We start from the raw sequence: 15986 nt of genomic DNA on the forward strand, positions 1-15986 counted from the left end.
CGCAAGGCCCTCCCCGCACGGCAAAATCGCCCGTCCCGGCCCCGCCGGTGCGGGCGCCTCCCGGCCGGCCCGTAGCCCGCGCCGCCGGTGGCCGCGCATCTTCCCCTCGGCCTGAAGGCCGCCTAGCCTCATCTGCCGCCCCTCCCGCCGGTGGCGGCCTCCCCCCGGCCTGAAGCCCGCGCGGCCTCATCAGCCTCCCATGGTGCGGCGCATCTTCCCCTCCGCCCGAAGCCCGCGTAGCCTCGCCAGCGGCCCATATGCCAAAACGGCCCGCTGCGGCGCATGCCCCCCGCGGCTGCACCGGCGAACGGCCCCGCCACCGCCCGTCCCGGCCCCGCCGGAACCGGCAAGCCCGCCGCAACCGTCCCCCGGTGGGGGCATCGTCCCTGTCCCGGCCCGCCCGGAGGATCCCGCGATGCCATTCCGCCCCGACACCCTCTCCGCCATCGCCGCCGCCCGCTTCGACACCGTCATCGACGTCCGCTCACCCTCGGAATTCGCCCGCGACCACCTCCCCGGCGCGCTGAACCTGCCGGTGCTGGACGATGACGAACGCGCCCGCGTCGGCACGCTTTATACCCAGGTCTCCCCCTTCGATGCGCGCAAGCTCGGGGCCGCGCTGGTCGCGCGCAATACCGCGCGGCATCTGGAGCAGAGCCTCGCCCACCACCCCGGCGGCTGGCGGCCGCTGGTCTATTGCTGGCGCGGCGGCATGCGCTCCAATGCCTTCGCCCTGATCCTGCGCCAGATCGGCTGGCGCGCGGAGGTGCTGGAGGGCGGCTACAAGACATGGCGCCATCTGGTGGCGACGATGCTCTATGAGCGCCCCCTGGCCCTGCGGGTGGTGCTGCTCGAGGGCAATACCGGCACTGCGAAAACCGAGCTGCTGCCACACCTTGCCGCGCTCGGCGTGCAATGCCTGGATCTGGAGGCCCTCGCCGGGCACCGCGGCTCGCTCTTCGGCGCCCAGGGGCCGCAGCCCGCCCAGACCGGCTTCGAAAGCCGCCTCGCGGGCGCGCTCGATGCGCTCGACCCGGCCCGCCCGCTGCTGCTGGAGGCCGAAAGCGCACGCATCGGCGATATCCGCCTGCCGCCCGCGCTCTGGGAGGCGATGAAGGCCGCGCCGCGCATCGCGCTCACGGCACCGCTTGCCGAACGCGCCCGCTACCTCGCCCGCACCTATGCCGATATCGCGGCCGATCCCGCCCGCCTCAGTGCCACGATCGACGCCCTGCGCCCGTTCCAGCCGGCCGAACGCATCGCCGCCTGGCAGGCGCTGGCCGCAGCCGGCGCCCATGCCGCGCTCTGCGAAGGGCTGATGCAGCACCACTACGACCCGCGCTACGCCCGCCACCGCGCGCGCGGCCCCGCCCCGGCGGCGGTGATCGCCGCCGACAGCCTCGCCCCCGAGGCCCTGCCCGCGCTCGCCGCCCGGATCAGCGCTGCGCTGTGCGCCAGTTCGGGTTGACCCAGGGCTCCATGTTCTCCGAGGGCAGCCGCCGCCCGAGCACATGATCCGCCATCTTCTCCCCGGTCATGATCGACGGCCCGTTCAGGTTGCCGTTCGTCACCCGCGGGAAGATCGAACTGTCGGCCACCCGCAGCCCCTCGACCCCGATCACCCGCCCCTCCGGATCGACCACCGCCATCGGGTCGTCGCGCCGCCCCATCCGCGCGGTGCCGCAGGGGTGGTAGGCGCTTTCGCCATGGGCGCGCACGAAATCGTCGATCTCGGCATCGCTCTGCACCCCGGCGCCGGGCTGGATCTCGCGCTTCACATGCCCCGCCATCGCCGGCTGGCCGAAGATCTCGCGCGTGAGCCGGATGCATTTGCGCCATTCGTCCCAGTCGTCCGGATGGCTCATGTAATTGAACCGGATCACCGGATTGTCGCGCGGGTCGGCGGAGCGCAGCGTCACCGAGCCGCGCGATTTGGAGCGCATCGGCCCCACATGCACCTGGAAACCATGGCCCTCGGCCACGGTCTTGCCATCGTAGCGCACCGCGATCGGCAGGAAGTGATACTGGATGTCGGGATAGTCCACGCCGCTGTCGGAGCGGATGAAGGCACAGCTCTCGAACTGGTTCGAAGCACCAAGCCCGCGGCGGGTGAACAGCCACTGCGCCCCCACCGTCGCCTTGCCCAGCAGGTTCCAGTATTTGTACAGCGTTACAGGATGTTGCGCGGCATATTGCATGTAGACTTCTAGGTGGTCCTGCAGGTTCGCGCCCACCCCGGGCCGGTCCGCCAGCACCGTGATCCCATGCGCGCGCAAATGCGCGGCCGGGCCCACACCGGAGAGCATCAGGATCTTCGGCGTGTTCAGCGAACTCGCGGCCAGAATCACCTCGGCCCGCGCCCGGATCACCTCGACCTTGCCGCCGCGCTCGAATTCCACCCCGGTCGCGCGGCCGTTCTCTATCACCACCCGGCGCGCCAGCCCGCGCACGATCTGCAGGTTGCCGCCCTTCAGCGCCGGGCGCAGATAGGCATTGGCCGCAGACCAGCGCCGCCCCTTCCAGATCGTCGCCTCCATGGCGCCGAAGCCCTCCTGCTGGCGGCCGTTGTAATCCTCCGTCGCCGGATAGCCCGCCTGCTGGCCCGCCTCGATGAAAGCATCGAACAGCGGGTTGTCGCGCGGGCCGCGGGTGATGTGCAAAGGCCCCGAATGGCCGCGCCACTCGGCCTCGCCCACGCCCCGGCCCTCGTCGCCGTGCCAGGTCTCCATCCGCTTGAAATAGGGCAGCACATCGGCAAAGCGCCAGCCATCGGCGCCCTGCTCGGCCCAATGGTCATAATCGCCCGCATGGCCGCGCACATAGACCATCCCGTTGATCGAGGACGACCCCCCGATCACCTTGCCCCGCGGCGTCGCCAGCACCCGGTTGTTCAGATGCGGCTCCGGCTCCGAGCTCAGGCCCCAGTCGTACATCTTCATGTTCATCGGATAGGAGAGCGCCGCGGGCATCTGGATGAAGGGGCCCGCATCGCTGCCCCCGAATTCCACGATGATCACCTTCTTGCCCGCCTCGCACAGCCGGTAGGCCAGGGCCGATCCGCCCGAGCCCGCGCCGATGACGACGTAATCCGCTTCCATGTCGCGCCTCAATAGGGGCTGTCGACGGGGCCGGTGCCCACGTAGACCGCCTTCACCTGGGTGTAATGTTCCACCGCCGCGCGCGAATTCTCGCGCCCGACGCCCGATGCCTTCACCGCGCCGAAGGGCATTTCCACCGGCGTCAGGTTGTAGGCGTTGATCCAGCAGGTCCCGGCCTGCAGCCGCGCGATGACCCGGTGCCCGCGCGCCAGATCGGCGGTGAACACCCCCGCCGCCAGCCCGAATTCGGTGCCGTTCGCGCGCGCGATCACCTCTTCCTCGGTCTCGAAATCCAGCACCGCCATCACCGGGCCAAAGACTTCCTCGCGCGCGAGCGTCATCTCGTCGGTCACATCGGCAAAAACCGTCGGCTGCACGAAAAGCGGGCCCTGGTTGCCCGCGGCCCCCCCGGCCACCAGCCGCGCGCCCTCGGCCTGCGCGCGTGCGATATAGCCCATCACCTTCTCATGCTGCGCGGCGCTCACCAGCGGGCCGAACTGCACCGAATCGTCCAGCGGGTCGCCCGCGACGATCGCCGCCGTCCGCTCCGCGAGCCGGCTCAGGAACCGCGCCTTGATGCCCTTCTGCACGAACACCCGCGTGCCGTTCGAACAGATCTGCCCGGAGGAGTAGAAATTCCCCAGCATCGCCGCCCCGATCGCGCTCTCGATATCGGCATCCTCGAACACGATCAGCGGCGATTTGCCGCCCAGCTCCATGGTCACATGCTTCATCCCCGCGGCGGCCGCCGCATAGACCTTCCGCCCCGTCGGCACCGATCCGGTGAGCGAGACCTTGGCGATTCGCGAATCGGTCGCGAGCGCCGCGCCCACCGCGCCGAAGCCCTGCACCACGTTGAAGATCCCCGCAGGCATCCCCGCCTCGATGAAAATTTCGGCAAGTTTCAGCGCACCCAGCGGTGTCACCTCGGAGGGCTTGAACACCATCGCATTGCCCAGGCTCAGCGCGGGCGCGGCCTTCCAGCAGGCGATCTGGCTCGGGTAGTTCCACGCCCCGATCCCCGCGCACACGCCCAGCGGCTCGCGAATCGTATAGGCGAAATCGCCACCCAGCGGGATCGTCTCGCCGGTGATCGTGGGCGCGAGGCCCGCGAAATATTCCAGCGCATCGGCGCCCGAGGGCCAGTCCGCCGCGCGCGTCTCCTGAATCGGCTTGCCGGTATCGAGCGTCTCCAGCTGCGCCAGCTCCTCGGCCCGCTCCCGGATCAGCGCCACCGCCCGCATCAGGATCCGCGACCGTTCCACCGGCCGCATCGCGCCCCAGGCGCCCTGCGCCGCATGCGCGCCCGCAATCGCCGCCTCGATCACCGCAGGCGTGCCCGCATGCAGCCGCGCAATCACCTCCCCGGTGCCCGGATAAATCACCTCGATCGGTGCCCCGGCCGTGTCTTCCATCCATTCGCCATTGACGAAATGGCTTGCCTTCGGCTGCGCTTTCATGCCCGGCCCTCCAGTTCCCGATCCAGATATTCCGTAACGATTTTCAATGCATAGGCCCGGTCCGGCGCGCCATCGGCCAGCGCCGCGCGGATATAGACCCCGTCGATCAGCGCGCCGAGCCCGCGCGCCACCACCTCGGCCCGCTCCCCCACCAGCTGGCGCAGCTCGTGGCGCAGGTTGGAGCGCAGCCGGCGCTGATACACCCGCAGAAGGCGGCGCGCCTCCGGCTGCGTCTGCGCCAGAACGTAGAAATTCAGCCAGGCCGAGATCGCCTCGCGCCGGAAGCTGCCCGTGGCGAAGGAGCCGATCACCAGCGCCCGCAGCCGCTGCTCGGGCCCCACCGCCACCGAGAGCGCCCCGCGCACCTCCGCGCCATAATTCCCCAGGATCCAGCGCATCGCCGCGAGGAAGATCTGCTCCTTGCTGCCGAAATAGTGATGCGCCAGCGCCGAGCTCATCCCCGCCCGCCGCGCGATCTGCGCCACCGTCACTTCCAGCGACCCGGCCTCGCCGACCGTCTCGATCGTCGCTTTCACCAAAGCCGCCCGTCGAATAGGCTCAGCCCCGAGTTTCGGCATGGCCGTGATGCCCCCTTTGAAAAAACTGCTTGCATTACGGAGCTAACGGCAAGTTTATTGACTCGTCAATCAACAAAAACGCCGGACCTCGATCCGTGATACTCAACGGGAGACTGAAATGACGCTACGGACGTTCCTTCTCGCAGCCACCGCCAGCCTCGCACTTGGCTCCGGCGCCCATGCCGCCGGATGCGACAAGGTGACCTTCTCCGATGTCGGCTGGACCGACATCACCTCGACCACCGCGGTCGCCACCACGCTGCTGCAGGCGCTCGGCTACGAGACCGACATCAAGATCCTCTCGGTGCCGGTCAGCTATTCGGCGCTGTCTTCGGGCGATGTCGATGTGTTCCTCGGCCAGTGGATGCCCTCGATGGAGGCCGATTTCGCACCCTACCGCGACAACGGCTCCGTGGAGGTGCTGCGCACCAACCTGACCGGCGCGAAATACACCCTGGCCACCAACGAAGCCGGCGCCAAGCTCGGCATCAAGGATTTCGCCGATATCGCCAAGCACGCCAAGGAGCTCGACGCCAAGATCTACGGCATCGAGCCCGGCAACGACGGCAACCGCCTGATCCTCGACATGGTCGGCAAAGATGCCTTCGGCCTGAAGGATTTCGAAGTGGTCGAAAGCTCGGAGCAGGGCATGCTCGCCCAGGTTGCCCGCGCGGATAAGGAAGGCCAGCCGGTGATCTTCCTCGGCTGGGAGCCCCACCCGATGAACGCCAATTTCAAGATGTCCTATCTCACCGGCGGCGACGATTTCTTCGGCCCGAATTTCGGCGGCGCCGAAGTCCAGACCGATGTGCGCAAGGGCTATGTGGCCGAATGCCCGAACGTGGGCAAATTCCTGCAGAACCTCGAATTCTCGCTCGAGATGGAAAACCAGATCATGGGCAAGATCCTCGATGACGGCGAGGACCCGCCCGCTGCGGCCAAGGCCTGGCTGCAGGCGAACCCGGGCGCCATCGGCCCCTGGCTCGCCGGCGTGACCGCGAAGGACGGCGGCGATGCCGCAGCCGCCGTGGCCGCCGCGCTGAAGTGATCCCCCCGGCCCCCGCCTGCCGGGGGCCACTCTCCTCCACTCGCGACACAGGGAGATTGGCGCGATGGATTGGCTTACCGCCAACAAGATACCCGTCGGCAAGACGGCAAAAGTCGTCTTCGACTGGCTCAAGGACAATGCCAGCGGCTTCTTCGACAGCCTGTCGGGCCTGCTGCAGCACCTGATCAACGCGATCCTCTGGATCCTGCAAACGCCGCATCCTCTGGTGATCGTGGCCATTTGCGCAGCGCTCACCTGGGCCTTGCAGCGCAACTGGAAGACCGTGGCACTGGTGGTGCTGGGCTTCCTCTTCATCCTCAACCAGGGCTACTGGAAGCCGACGATGGAGAGCCTCACGCTCGTGCTTTCAGCCTGCGTCGTCTGTACCCTGGTGGGCGTGCCCATCGGCATCGCCGCCGCGCACCGCCCGCGGCTCTTCACCGCGATGCAGCCGGTGCTCGATCTGATGCAGACCCTGCCGACCTTCGTCTACCTGATCCCGGCCATCGTGTTCTTCGGCATCGGCATGGTGCCCGGCCTGATCGCCACAGTGATCTTCGTGCTGCCCGCGCCGATCCGGCTCACGCATCTGGGCGTCGCCTCCACGCCGCAATCGCTGCTCGAGGCCGCGCGCTCCTTCGGCGCCACCCCCTCGCAGGTGCTGTGGAAGGTGGAGCTGCCCTATGCCATGCCGCAGATCATGGCCGGGCTGAACCAGACGATCATGCTCTCGCTCTCCATGGTGGTGATCGCGGCACTGGTCGGCGCCAATGGCCTCGGCGTGCCGGTGGTGCGGGCGCTGAACTCGGTGAACACCGCGCTCGGCTTCGAATCGGGCTTCATCATCGTCGTCGTCGCCATCATCCTCGACCGCATGCTGCGCAAGGGAGACAGCAAATGACCCGTACCGCCGTCGAATTCGACGCCGTGAACATCGTCTTCGGCGAGGCGCCCGACAAGGCGCTGCCGCTGATGGACAAGGGCCACTCCCGCGCCGATATCAAGGACCGCACCGGCCAGGTGCTGGGCGTGCACGATTGCTCGCTGCAGGTGGCCGAGGGCGAGATCCTGGTGCTGATGGGGCTGTCGGGCTCGGGCAAATCCACGCTGCTGCGCGCGGTGAACGGGCTGAACCCGGTCTGCCGCGGCAATGTGCGGATCCTGGATGGCGACAAGCTCACCTCCGTCACCCGCGCCGATGCCGCGACGCTGCGGCGGCTGCGGCTGAACCGGGTCGCGATGGTGTTCCAGCAGTTCGGCCTGCTGCCCTGGCGCACGGTGCGCGAGAATGTGGGCCTCGGGCTCGAGCTCGCGGGCATGCCCGCGACCGAGCGGCGTGAGAAGATCGACCGCCAGCTCGCCCTCGTCGGCCTCGCCGACTGGGCCGAGCGCCGCGTGGGCGAGCTTTCGGGCGGCATGCAGCAGCGCGTGGGCCTCGCGCGCGCCTTCGCGACCGAGGCGCCGATCCTGCTGATGGACGAGCCCTTCTCCGCGCTCGATCCGCTGATCCGCGCGAAGCTGCAAGACGAGCTTCTGGAGCTGCAGGCCCGGCTGAAGCGCACCATCATCTTCGTCAGCCACGACCTCGACGAGGCCTTCAAGCTCGGCAACCGGATCGCGCTGATGGAGGGCGGCCGCATCGTGCAGCTCGGCACCGCGCGCGAGATCATCGCCAATCCGGTCGATGATTATGTCGAGGATTTCGTGGCCCATATGAACCCGCTGGGCGTGCTCACCGCGGCCGATCTGGCCGAGCATGGCGCAGCCGAAGGCACGCCGCTGCCGCCCGAGACCCCGGTGCGCGAAATCCTGGCGCTGCTCACCTCCGTGCCCGCGGTGCCCCTCAGCGATGGCCGCCGCGTCACTCGCGAAGGCGCCCTCGCCCGGCTGGTGGATCCGCGCGGCCGCGCGGCCTGAGCCCCCTTCGCCCGGGCGGCCCTGCTGCCCGGGCCTGCTGCCCCGCGCCGGATTCGCCCTGCGCAGGCAGTCGCGTCCCGCGCCGCCCCAACGCGCCCGCCTCCGAGCACCGAAGCCGCGCGCGGCCCCGGCTTCCGGCGCAAACGCCCGCCACCGCCCGGGCCTCCTTCGCCGCGGCCCCATGCCCTGCCCCCCGGCACTGCCGCGCGCCAGATGGCCTCAGCCGGCACAGGGCCGCCTCAGAGCTTCGTCTGCGCCGGTGCAGGCGTCACCGCGCTGCGCTTCAGCCGCGCCTCGCGCCAGGTGATGTAGCTGATCGCGCCGATGATCATCGCGCCGCCCATCATCACGAACGGATCCACCGGCTCACCAAACAGCAACAGCCCCGCCAGCGCCGCCCAGACCAGCTGCAAGAACACCACCGGCTGCGTCACCGTGAGCGGCGCCGCCTGGAACGCCCGCGTCATCGTGTAATGCCCCGCCGTCGCCACCGCGGCATTGAGCGCGAGCCAGCCCACCTGCGCCGCCGTCATCGGCACCCAGTCGCGAATCGCAAAGGGCAGCAGGCAGACCGCCACCGTCAGCGTCATCATCGCCACGATGAGCCCCGCAGGCGCATGCCGGCTCAGCCGCTTCATCTCCAGATAGGAAATCCCGAAGAACAGCGCGGCGCAGAGCTGCGCCACATGCCCGGACTGGATCTCGCGCAGGCCGGGGCGCAGGATCACCAGCGCGCCCAGCATCGCCACCCCGATCGCCAGCCCGCGGCGCCAGGAAAACCCCTCTCCCAGCAAAAGCGCGCCGCCGAGCGTCACCACGATCGGGTTCAGATAGCCGATCGCCGTCACATCCGCGATCGGGACCCGCGCCATCGCATAGAACCACAAGAGCACCGCCACCGCCTGCAGCGCGCCGCGCAGCCCGAACAGCCCCCAGATCTTCGCAGGCAGCCCGCCCCGCGGGATCTGCATGAACCCCGGCAACACCAGCACGATGCCGAAGGCAAAGCGCAGAAACGCGCTCTGCGTGGCCGGGATCGCGGGGCCGAGATGGTGCACGATGATGTTCACCCCCGCGAAACTCAGCGTGGTGGCGAACATCCACAGGATGCCTTCGATCGGCGCTTCGGCGCGGGCGGCTGGGCTGGCGGACATGCCCCCGTTCTGAGCCACCCCGCCCCGGCGCACAAGCGCGCGATTGTATCCGTCACACCGTGCCGAAGATCAGCCGCAGCCCGAGCGAGCCCGTCAGCACCGCCACCCCGGCATCAAGCGCGCGCCACGCGCCGGGCCGCGCGAACAGCGGCGCCAGCCCGCGCGCGCCATAGGCCAGCGCGAAGAAGAACAGGAACGAGGCCGCCATCGCGCCCGCGGCAAAGCCCGACCCCTGCCCCGGATATTGCGCCGACACCGCCCCGAGCAGCACCACCGTATCGAGCCAGACATGCGGATTGGCCCAGGTCATCGCCGCCACCGTCAGCAGCACCCGCCCGAGCGGCGCCTGCGGCCCCGCCCCCGGCATCAGCGCCCCGCCGCCGCGCCAGGCCCGCAGCCCCGCCCGCAGCGCATAGAGGAGCAGGAACGCCGCCCCAGCCCAGCGCATCGCCTCCGCCAGCCCGGGCAGCCGCTCCGCCATCAGGCCGAAGCCCGAAACGCCCAGCGCAATCAGCACCGCATCCGAGACCGCGCAGAACAGCGCCACCCAGAACACATGCTCGCGCCGCAGCCCCTGGTGCAGCACCAGCGCGTTCTGCGCCCCGATCGCCACGATCAACCCGAGCCCCAGCCGGAACCCGGCCCATGCCGCCACCATCATCGCGCACCTCCTGAGATCACGCGCCGGGATAGCCGGGCCACGACATGCATGCTACTTAGTTTTATTGACCTGAGTTAAGGAACGCTAATGCTGGACTATCCTGCCCTTCAGGCACTGGCCGCCGTTCTGGCGACGGGGTCGTTCGAGGCGGCGGCGGCGCAGCTGCATGTGACGCCCTCGGCGGTGTCGCAGCGGGTGAAGGCGCTGGAGCAGCGCCGGGGCGCCGTGCTGGTGATCCGCGGCACGCCCTGTACCGGCACCGCCGAGGGGCTGCGGCTGGCCCGGCACCAGCAGACGGTGGCGCTGCTGGAGGCCGAGCTCTCCCCGCCCGAGGCGCCCGCCGCGCTGCGGATCGCGGTGAATGCGGACAGCCTCGCGACCTGGGTCCTGCCCGCGCTGGCGGCGGTGCCGGAGCGGCTGTTCGAGGTGCTGACCGACGATCAGGACCATACCGCGGAGCGGCTGCGCCGGGGCGAGGTGGTGGGGGTGGTGACCTCGCTCGCGCAGGCGGTGCCCGGCTGCGATGTGGTGCGGCTGGGCGCGCTGCGCTATCTGGCCACCGCGGCGCCCGGCTTCATCCGCGCGCATTTCGCCGAAGGGGTGAGCGCCGCCACCCTGGCGGCGGCGCCGACGCTCACCTACGACAGCAAGGACAGGCTGCAGGCGGATTGGGTGCGGCAGGTGACGGGCCAGACGGTGGCGCTGCGGGCGCATCGGCTGCCTTCGCCCGAGGCCTTCGTGGCGGCGGCCGAGCTGGGGCTCGGCTGGGGGATGAACCCCGCGGAATCATGGCGGGGCGGCTGCATCCGCTGCGGCCCGAGCCGCTGCTGGTGCCGCTCTACTGGCAGAGCCTGCGGCAGCTGCGCGGGCCGCTGGCGCCACTGACCCGGGCCCTGCGGCAGGCGGCGGCGCGGGTGCTGACCGTGGCCTGAGCGGCTTCGAGGGCACTGCAAGGGGCTTCCACTCCTGCACACCAGTCATGCCGGGCTTCGGAAGCGGAGAGCCTGCCGGGACGGCGCCTGCAGGCTTCGGCGCCACCGCAGCGGAGTTCTGGCGGCGGGCCAGGACGCCCGCCTGTGCAGCTTCGGGCGCGGTTATTCGCGCCGAACGGGGAACGCAGCGGCCCAGGGGTGAGGCCTGTCGCGCCGAGGCTCTCCCGGCCGGAAGTGCGGCGCGGGGCGCGCAGGCAGCTTCGAAGCGACGGGGTATTCAGCGCATTTTCCGCCGCGGCGGGCGCCTCACGCGCGATAGGCGGCAGCGGAGGCCCGGAGGCCTCCGCCGATGTCTCAGCGATCGAGGTCGATCAGGATCTTGACGTGATCGCCCGAGGGCGAGAGCAGTGCGTCGAAGCCCTCGGTGACGGCCTCGTCGAGCGCGATCTTCTTCGTCACCACCTTCAGCGCCGGCAGCGCGCCCGAGGCGATCAGATCCACCACCTTCGGCCAGTAATGCGTCGGGTAGGCCCAGGCGCCGCGCACGTCCACGTCCTTGAAGGTGACGTCGTGCCAGTGCAGCTTGCTGTCCTTGGTGTGCAGGCCGACCTGGACGATCACGCCCTGCTTGCGCACCGCCTGCAGCCCGGTGTTGAGCGCCGCCTCGTTGCCCGAAGCCTCGATCACCTTGTCGCAGCCGACGCTGCCTTCGGTCTCTGCCCGGATCCGGGCCACGACATCGTCCTTCATCGGGTTCAGCGTGATGACGCCCGGCAGAATCTCGCGGGCGAGCGCGAGGCGGGTTTCGTTCACATCCGACAGGAAGACCTTGGTGGCGCCATAGGCCTTCGCGGCCAGCATGCACAGCATCCCGATCGGGCCTGCGCCGGTGACGAGCACGCTGTCTCCGGCCGTGACCCCGCCGCGCTCCAGCGCATAGACCGCGACCGCCGTCGGCTCGACCAGCGCGCCCTCTTCGTAGCTCATCGAATCGGGGATCTTGACCGCGTTGTAATCATTGACGATCGCGCCCTCGGCCATGCCGCCCGACATCCAGCTCAGCCCGACCAGCGCCAGATCTTCGGAGAGGTGGAACAGGCCGCGGTCGGCGTAGTAATCGCCCGAGCGCGGCATCACCAAGGGCTGGATCGAGACCCGGTCGCCGACCTTCAGATGGGTCACGCCCTCGCCCACGGCGGTGACTTCGCCGCTGAATTCATGGCCCAGAACCTGCGGCAATTTGGCGCCGGTGAAGGGGTGCGGTTCGGTCGGGACGAAGATCGGGCCTGCCACATATTCGTGCAGATCGGTGCCGCAGATGCCCACGAACTTGTTCTTTACCGCCACCTGGCCCGGGCCGGGCGCGGGCAGATCTGCGATAGTCTCGACCCGCAGATCTTTGGCCGCGTGGAATCTGAGCGCTTTCATGACCGTCTCCTTTGGTACACGAGGACCCCGCACATGCGGAGCCGGGGCCGCAGGCGCTGCCTGCCCGGCCCCGGGACGACAATGTGACCTTGCGGCAGCTTTTCCAAGGCCGGGGGCGCACATCGTACTGTGCAGCTCCGCACAGCCCCGGGGGGCTTACTCCTGCTCGGTCTTGCGGGCCTCGGCCGCGGCCTTCATCCGCGCCAGCAGCCGGGCCTTGTCGTCGGCGGCCTCGCCGAACGGGTTCTTGCGGCTGCCTTTGGCGTTATGCTCGGCGTGGCGCGGCGTGTTCTTGCCGGTGCGCTGGCCGCCCGATTTGCTGTAGTCCATGTCTCACCCCCAAAGAGGAGGGGCGCCCACTGGCGCCCCTGGTTGCGATGTATCCTACGCGTCTCTGGCCTCAGAGCTGCGCGGCCACATCCTCGGGCACGTCGAAGTTATGCGTGACGGTTTGAACGTCATCGTCGTCTTCCAGCGTGTCGATCAGCTTCATCAGCTTCTGCGCGGTTTCGAGGTCCACCTCGGTGGTGACCTGCGCGCGCCAGATCAGCTTGGCCTCCGCGGCCTCCCCGAGCGCCGCTTCCAGCGCATCGGAGACTTCGGAGAGCTGCTCGACCGAGGTATAGATGTAGTGGCCATCCTCGTCGGTTTCCACGTCATCGGCGCCGGCTTCGAGCGCGGCTTCGAGCACGGTATCGGCATCGCCCGCCGCGAGCGGATAGGCGATCTCGCCCACGCGGTCGAAGCCGTGGCTCACCGAGCCGGTCTGGCCGAGGTTGCCGCCCGATTTGGTAAAATAGCTGCGCACGTTCGAGGCGGTGCGGTTCAGGTTGTCGGTCAGCGCCTCGACGATGATCGCGATGCCGTTGGGGCCATAGCCCTCATAGCGGATCTCGGTATAGTCGGCCGCATCGCCCATCTGCGATTTCTTGATCGCGCGGTCGATCACGTCCTTCGGCATCGACTGGCCCTTGGCGGCCTTCACCGCCAGCCGCAGGCGCGGGTTCTTTTCGGGATCGGGATCCCCCATTTTCGCGGCGACGGTGATTTCCTTCGCCAGCTTCGAGAACATCTTCGAGCGGATTGCATCCTGCTTGCCCTTGCGGTGCTGGATGTTCGCCCACTTGGAATGGCCAGCCATGCCCACCTCCGTCGGAATTCCGTGAAATCGGCGCCTCTATAAGCCAGAGGCACCCGGGAGGGCAAGGGGCGCGCGTCAGCGCGGCAGGTGCCGGGTGCTGCGCTTGCCGTCGGGGCGGTCTTCGGGCGTGCGCCAGAGCCAGCGGCGGCCATCCGTGGGGCGGGTGAGCGTGATGGTGGCATAGGGCTCGAAATAGGGCTCGACGATGGTGCCCTGCGCATAGGACGGGTGCTGGATATCGACGGCATAATCGAGCGGCTGGGCACAGCCCCGGAGCTGGCCCGTGGGGGCGGCCTGGATATCGGCGGTGCAGGTGCTGCCGTCCTGGAAGCGGACGCTGAGCTCCTGCGCGCTCAGCCGCACCCGGTCCGGCGCGGGGGTGACGGCGCAGGCCGCGAGGGCAAGCAGGGCGGCGGAGGCGAAGAGCAGGCGCATGGGACTCCTTCGGCCGGATCAGAGCGGCCAGATCAGCGGGATCGTGAGGCAGGCGACGATCCCCGTCACGATATCCATCGGAATTCCCATCCGCAGGAAATCGGAGAAGCGGTAGCCGCCCGGCCCGTAGACCATCATGTGAGTCTGATAGCCGATCGGCGTGGCGAAGGCCACCGAGGCGGAGAACATCACCGCCACCGCGAAGGGGCGCGGATCGTGGCCCAAGGCATGGGCGAGGTTCACCGCGATCGGGGTGAAGATCACCGCGACGGCATTGTTCGACAGCAGCTCGGTGAGCACGAGGCCGAGGAAATAGACCGCGAACAGCGCCGCGAGCGGCGGCAGCCCCTGCAGCCAGGGCGCGACGCCATCGACGATGAGCTGCACCGCGCCCGAGGCATCGAGCCCCTCGCCCACCACCAGCATGCCGAAGATCATCGCCATCAGCCGGCCATCGACGAAGGTGAAGGCCTCCTCCGCGTCGATGCAGCCGGTGGCGAGGATTACCGCCACAGCCACCGCAGCGAGCGCCATGATCGGGGCAACGTCGAAGGCCGCAAGCGCCACCACGCCGAAGAAGGCCGCGACGGCGATCGGCATGTGGCTGCGGCGAAAGGCGCGCACCGAGGGCCGGGTGACGTCGAGCATGTCCATGTCGGCGGCGAGGCGGGCGATATCGGCGGGCGCGCCTTCGAGGAGCAGCGTGTCGCCCACCACCACGACCATGTCGTCGAGCTTGCCGATGTTCTGGTTGCGCCGGTGCGCGGCGATCACATAGACGCCGTAGCGCCGGCGCAGGCGCAGATCGCCGAGCGCGCGCCCGATGAGCCGGCAGCCCGGCGAGATCAGCACTTCCACCGTCTCGGTCTCCACCGACGAGAGCCGGTCCACCAGGCGCAGGTTGCTGTTTTGCTGCATGGTCAGCAGCTCGGCCATATCGGTGCGCAGCACCACCCGGTCCCCGGCCTCCAGCACCGCGGCCGCGAGGTCGCGCCGTAGCGAGGCATCGCCGCGCAGCACGTCGATCACGCGCACGCCCTGGCGGCGGAAGGCATCCACCTCCTGCACCGGGCGGCCGATCAGGTCCGAGCCTTCGGGCACGGCGACTTCGGTGAAGTATTTCATCCGCCGCCGGTCTCCGAGCAGCGAGGCCATGGAGGTGCGGTCCGGCACCAGCCGGCGCGAGAACAGCGCCATGAAGCCCACGCCCGCCGCCGCCACCGCGAGGCCCAGCGGCATGATCTCGAAGATGCCGAAGGGCTCGAGCCCGTCCTTGCGGATCACCCCGTCGACCAGAATGTTGGTGGAGGTGCCGATCAGGGTGAACATGCCGCCGAGGATGGTGAGATAGCTCAGCCCCATCAGGTAGCGCGAGGGCGGCGTGCCGAGCTTGCGCGCGAGCTGGATGAAGATCGGGATCATCACCGCCACCACCGGGGTGTTGTTCAGGAAGCCCGAGGCGGTCATCGTCAGGCCGAACAGAAACACGATGGTGACCACGGGCCGCTCGGTGATGTGGCGCTCGGCGTAGCGGGTCACGGCATCGAGCGCACCGGTGCGCACCAGCGCCCCCATGATCAGCAGCATGAAGGCGATCGTCCAGGGCGCGGAATTCGACAGCGCCTCCTGCGCGGCCTTGTAGGGCACGAGCCCGAGCACCAGCATCACCGCGGCGCCGATCATCGCCACCACCTCGGGCGGCAGCCGCTCGCGCAGGAACATGACGAACATTCCCGCCACGATGGCAAGCGACAGCAGGGCGCGGCCGGTATCGGCCAGGGGCAGGTCGAGCATGGGTCCTCGGGGGTGGGGCAGCGGAGGCGGATACTAGCGCGCGGAGCGATGGGAACAAGTGGCCCTTTTGGCGCCTTGCCGGAGAAGATGGTTTCCGTGCAGGGCAAGAGCGGGGCGCAATCTTCTCCGGGCGGGCTGGCGGCCGCAGGCACAGGCGGCCTGTGGCGCCGGAGCGGGAGCGGGGACAGGAGCCGCTGCCATGGTGCCGCGGGCCCGCCTCCGCGCCCCGGGCGCGGGCCTGACGCGCGGCCCGCCTGCGCCACACAGGCGCGGCCGCGGCACTGGCCTGCCTGCGCACGGGCCTCGGGGAGGCGGCGGGCGCGCGCGGAAACCCGGGCGC

General features: G+C 69.4%; 15 protein-coding genes. 5 read left to right on the forward strand and 10 right to left on the reverse strand.

The features are described from left to right. Nucleotides 1-415: 415 nt before the first annotated feature. Nucleotides 416-1468 carry a tRNA 2-selenouridine(34) synthase MnmH gene (gene mnmH, locus ACOMG5_RS00455; RefSeq protein ID WP_420341802.1) on the forward strand — a complete coding sequence of 351 codons (1053 nt, stop codon included), beginning with the start codon at nt 416-418 and terminating at the stop codon, nt 1466-1468. On the opposite strand, the gene betA is transcribed toward mnmH, so the two are convergent. Genes betA through betI form a run of 3 tightly spaced genes read right to left on the reverse strand, consistent with a single transcriptional unit; the run spans nt 1437 to nt 5136 of the window. Then, entirely contained in the window at nt 1437-3098 is a 1662-nt protein-coding gene (gene betA / locus ACOMG5_RS00460) for a choline dehydrogenase (protein WP_420341803.1), read from the reverse strand. The two genes, mnmH and betA, sit on opposite strands and share 32 nt — an antisense overlap. A gap of 8 nt (nt 3099-3106) precedes the next feature. Continuing rightward, complete coding sequence (gene betB, locus ACOMG5_RS00465; RefSeq protein ID WP_420341804.1) at nt 3107-4558, reverse strand: betaine-aldehyde dehydrogenase; 1452 nt, start codon at nt 4556-4558, stop codon at nt 3107-3109. After that, the gene (betI, locus tag ACOMG5_RS00470) at nt 4555-5136 is read right to left on the reverse strand and encodes a choline-responsive transcriptional repressor BetI (protein WP_420341805.1); all 582 of its coding nucleotides are present in this window, start codon (nt 5134-5136) and stop codon (nt 4555-4557) included. Before betI ends, betB begins: the two co-directional genes overlap by 4 nt. A gap of 118 nt (nt 5137-5254) precedes the next feature. Here betI and ACOMG5_RS00475 point away from each other — a divergent pair, with 118 nt between their 5' ends. From ACOMG5_RS00475 to choV, 3 genes are all read left to right on the forward strand, one after another. Next, a complete protein-coding gene (locus tag ACOMG5_RS00475) occupies nt 5255-6184 on the forward strand; it encodes a choline ABC transporter substrate-binding protein (RefSeq protein WP_420341806.1) in 930 nt (309 codons plus the stop codon). Between the two features lie 64 nt (nt 6185-6248). Next, entirely contained in the window at nt 6249-7085 is an 837-nt protein-coding gene (choW, locus tag ACOMG5_RS00480; RefSeq protein ID WP_420341807.1) for a choline ABC transporter permease subunit, read from the forward strand. After that, nucleotides 7082-8101 (forward strand): choline ABC transporter ATP-binding protein, encoded by a 1020-nt coding sequence (gene choV, locus ACOMG5_RS00485; RefSeq protein ID WP_420341808.1) that lies wholly within the window; start codon nt 7082-7084, stop codon nt 8099-8101. The genes choW and choV overlap by 4 nt, the downstream gene beginning before the upstream one ends. A 239-nt stretch (nt 8102-8340) precedes the next feature. Here choV and ACOMG5_RS00490 read toward each other — a convergent pair whose 3' ends face one another. Beyond that, nucleotides 8341-9255 (reverse strand): DMT family transporter, encoded by a 915-nt coding sequence (locus ACOMG5_RS00490; protein WP_420341809.1) that lies wholly within the window; start codon nt 9253-9255, stop codon nt 8341-8343. Between the two features lie 52 nt (nt 9256-9307). Beyond that, nucleotides 9308-9913 carry a LysE/ArgO family amino acid transporter gene (locus tag ACOMG5_RS00495; RefSeq protein WP_420341892.1) on the reverse strand — a complete coding sequence of 202 codons (606 nt, stop codon included), beginning with the start codon at nt 9911-9913 and terminating at the stop codon, nt 9308-9310. Between the two features lie 90 nt (nt 9914-10003). Here ACOMG5_RS00495 and ACOMG5_RS00500 point away from each other — a divergent pair, with 90 nt between their 5' ends. Continuing rightward, complete coding sequence (locus ACOMG5_RS00500; RefSeq protein WP_420341810.1) at nt 10004-10801, forward strand: ArgP/LysG family DNA-binding transcriptional regulator; 798 nt, start codon at nt 10004-10006, stop codon at nt 10799-10801. A gap of 401 nt (nt 10802-11202) precedes the next feature. Here the strand turns inward: ACOMG5_RS00500 and ACOMG5_RS00505 are convergent, their stop codons facing one another. From ACOMG5_RS00505 to ACOMG5_RS00525, 5 genes are all read right to left on the reverse strand, one after another. After that, on the reverse strand, nt 11203-12276 hold the full coding sequence (locus ACOMG5_RS00505; RefSeq protein ID WP_420341811.1) for a 2,3-butanediol dehydrogenase: 1074 nt from the start codon (nt 12274-12276) through the stop codon (nt 11203-11205). A 156-nt stretch (nt 12277-12432) separates the two neighbouring features. Then, nucleotides 12433-12606 (reverse strand): hypothetical protein, encoded by a 174-nt coding sequence (locus ACOMG5_RS00510; protein WP_420341812.1) that lies wholly within the window; start codon nt 12604-12606, stop codon nt 12433-12435. 70 nt (nt 12607-12676) lie between these two features. Next, nucleotides 12677-13417, reverse strand: a complete 741-nt coding sequence (locus ACOMG5_RS00515) for a YebC/PmpR family DNA-binding transcriptional regulator (protein WP_420341813.1) — start codon at nt 13415-13417, stop codon at nt 12677-12679. A gap of 75 nt (nt 13418-13492) precedes the next feature. Continuing rightward, the gene (locus ACOMG5_RS00520; RefSeq protein ID WP_420341814.1) at nt 13493-13852 is read right to left on the reverse strand and encodes a hypothetical protein; all 360 of its coding nucleotides are present in this window, start codon (nt 13850-13852) and stop codon (nt 13493-13495) included. 18 nt (nt 13853-13870) lie between these two features. Continuing rightward, nucleotides 13871-15646 carry an SLC13 family permease gene (locus ACOMG5_RS00525; protein WP_420341815.1) on the reverse strand — a complete coding sequence of 592 codons (1776 nt, stop codon included), beginning with the start codon at nt 15644-15646 and terminating at the stop codon, nt 13871-13873. Nucleotides 15647-15986 lie beyond the last annotated feature (340 nt).

Source organism: Paenirhodobacter sp. (genome assembly GCF_041916475.1).
GTDB lineage: Bacteria > Pseudomonadota > Alphaproteobacteria > Rhodobacterales > Rhodobacteraceae > Rhodobacter.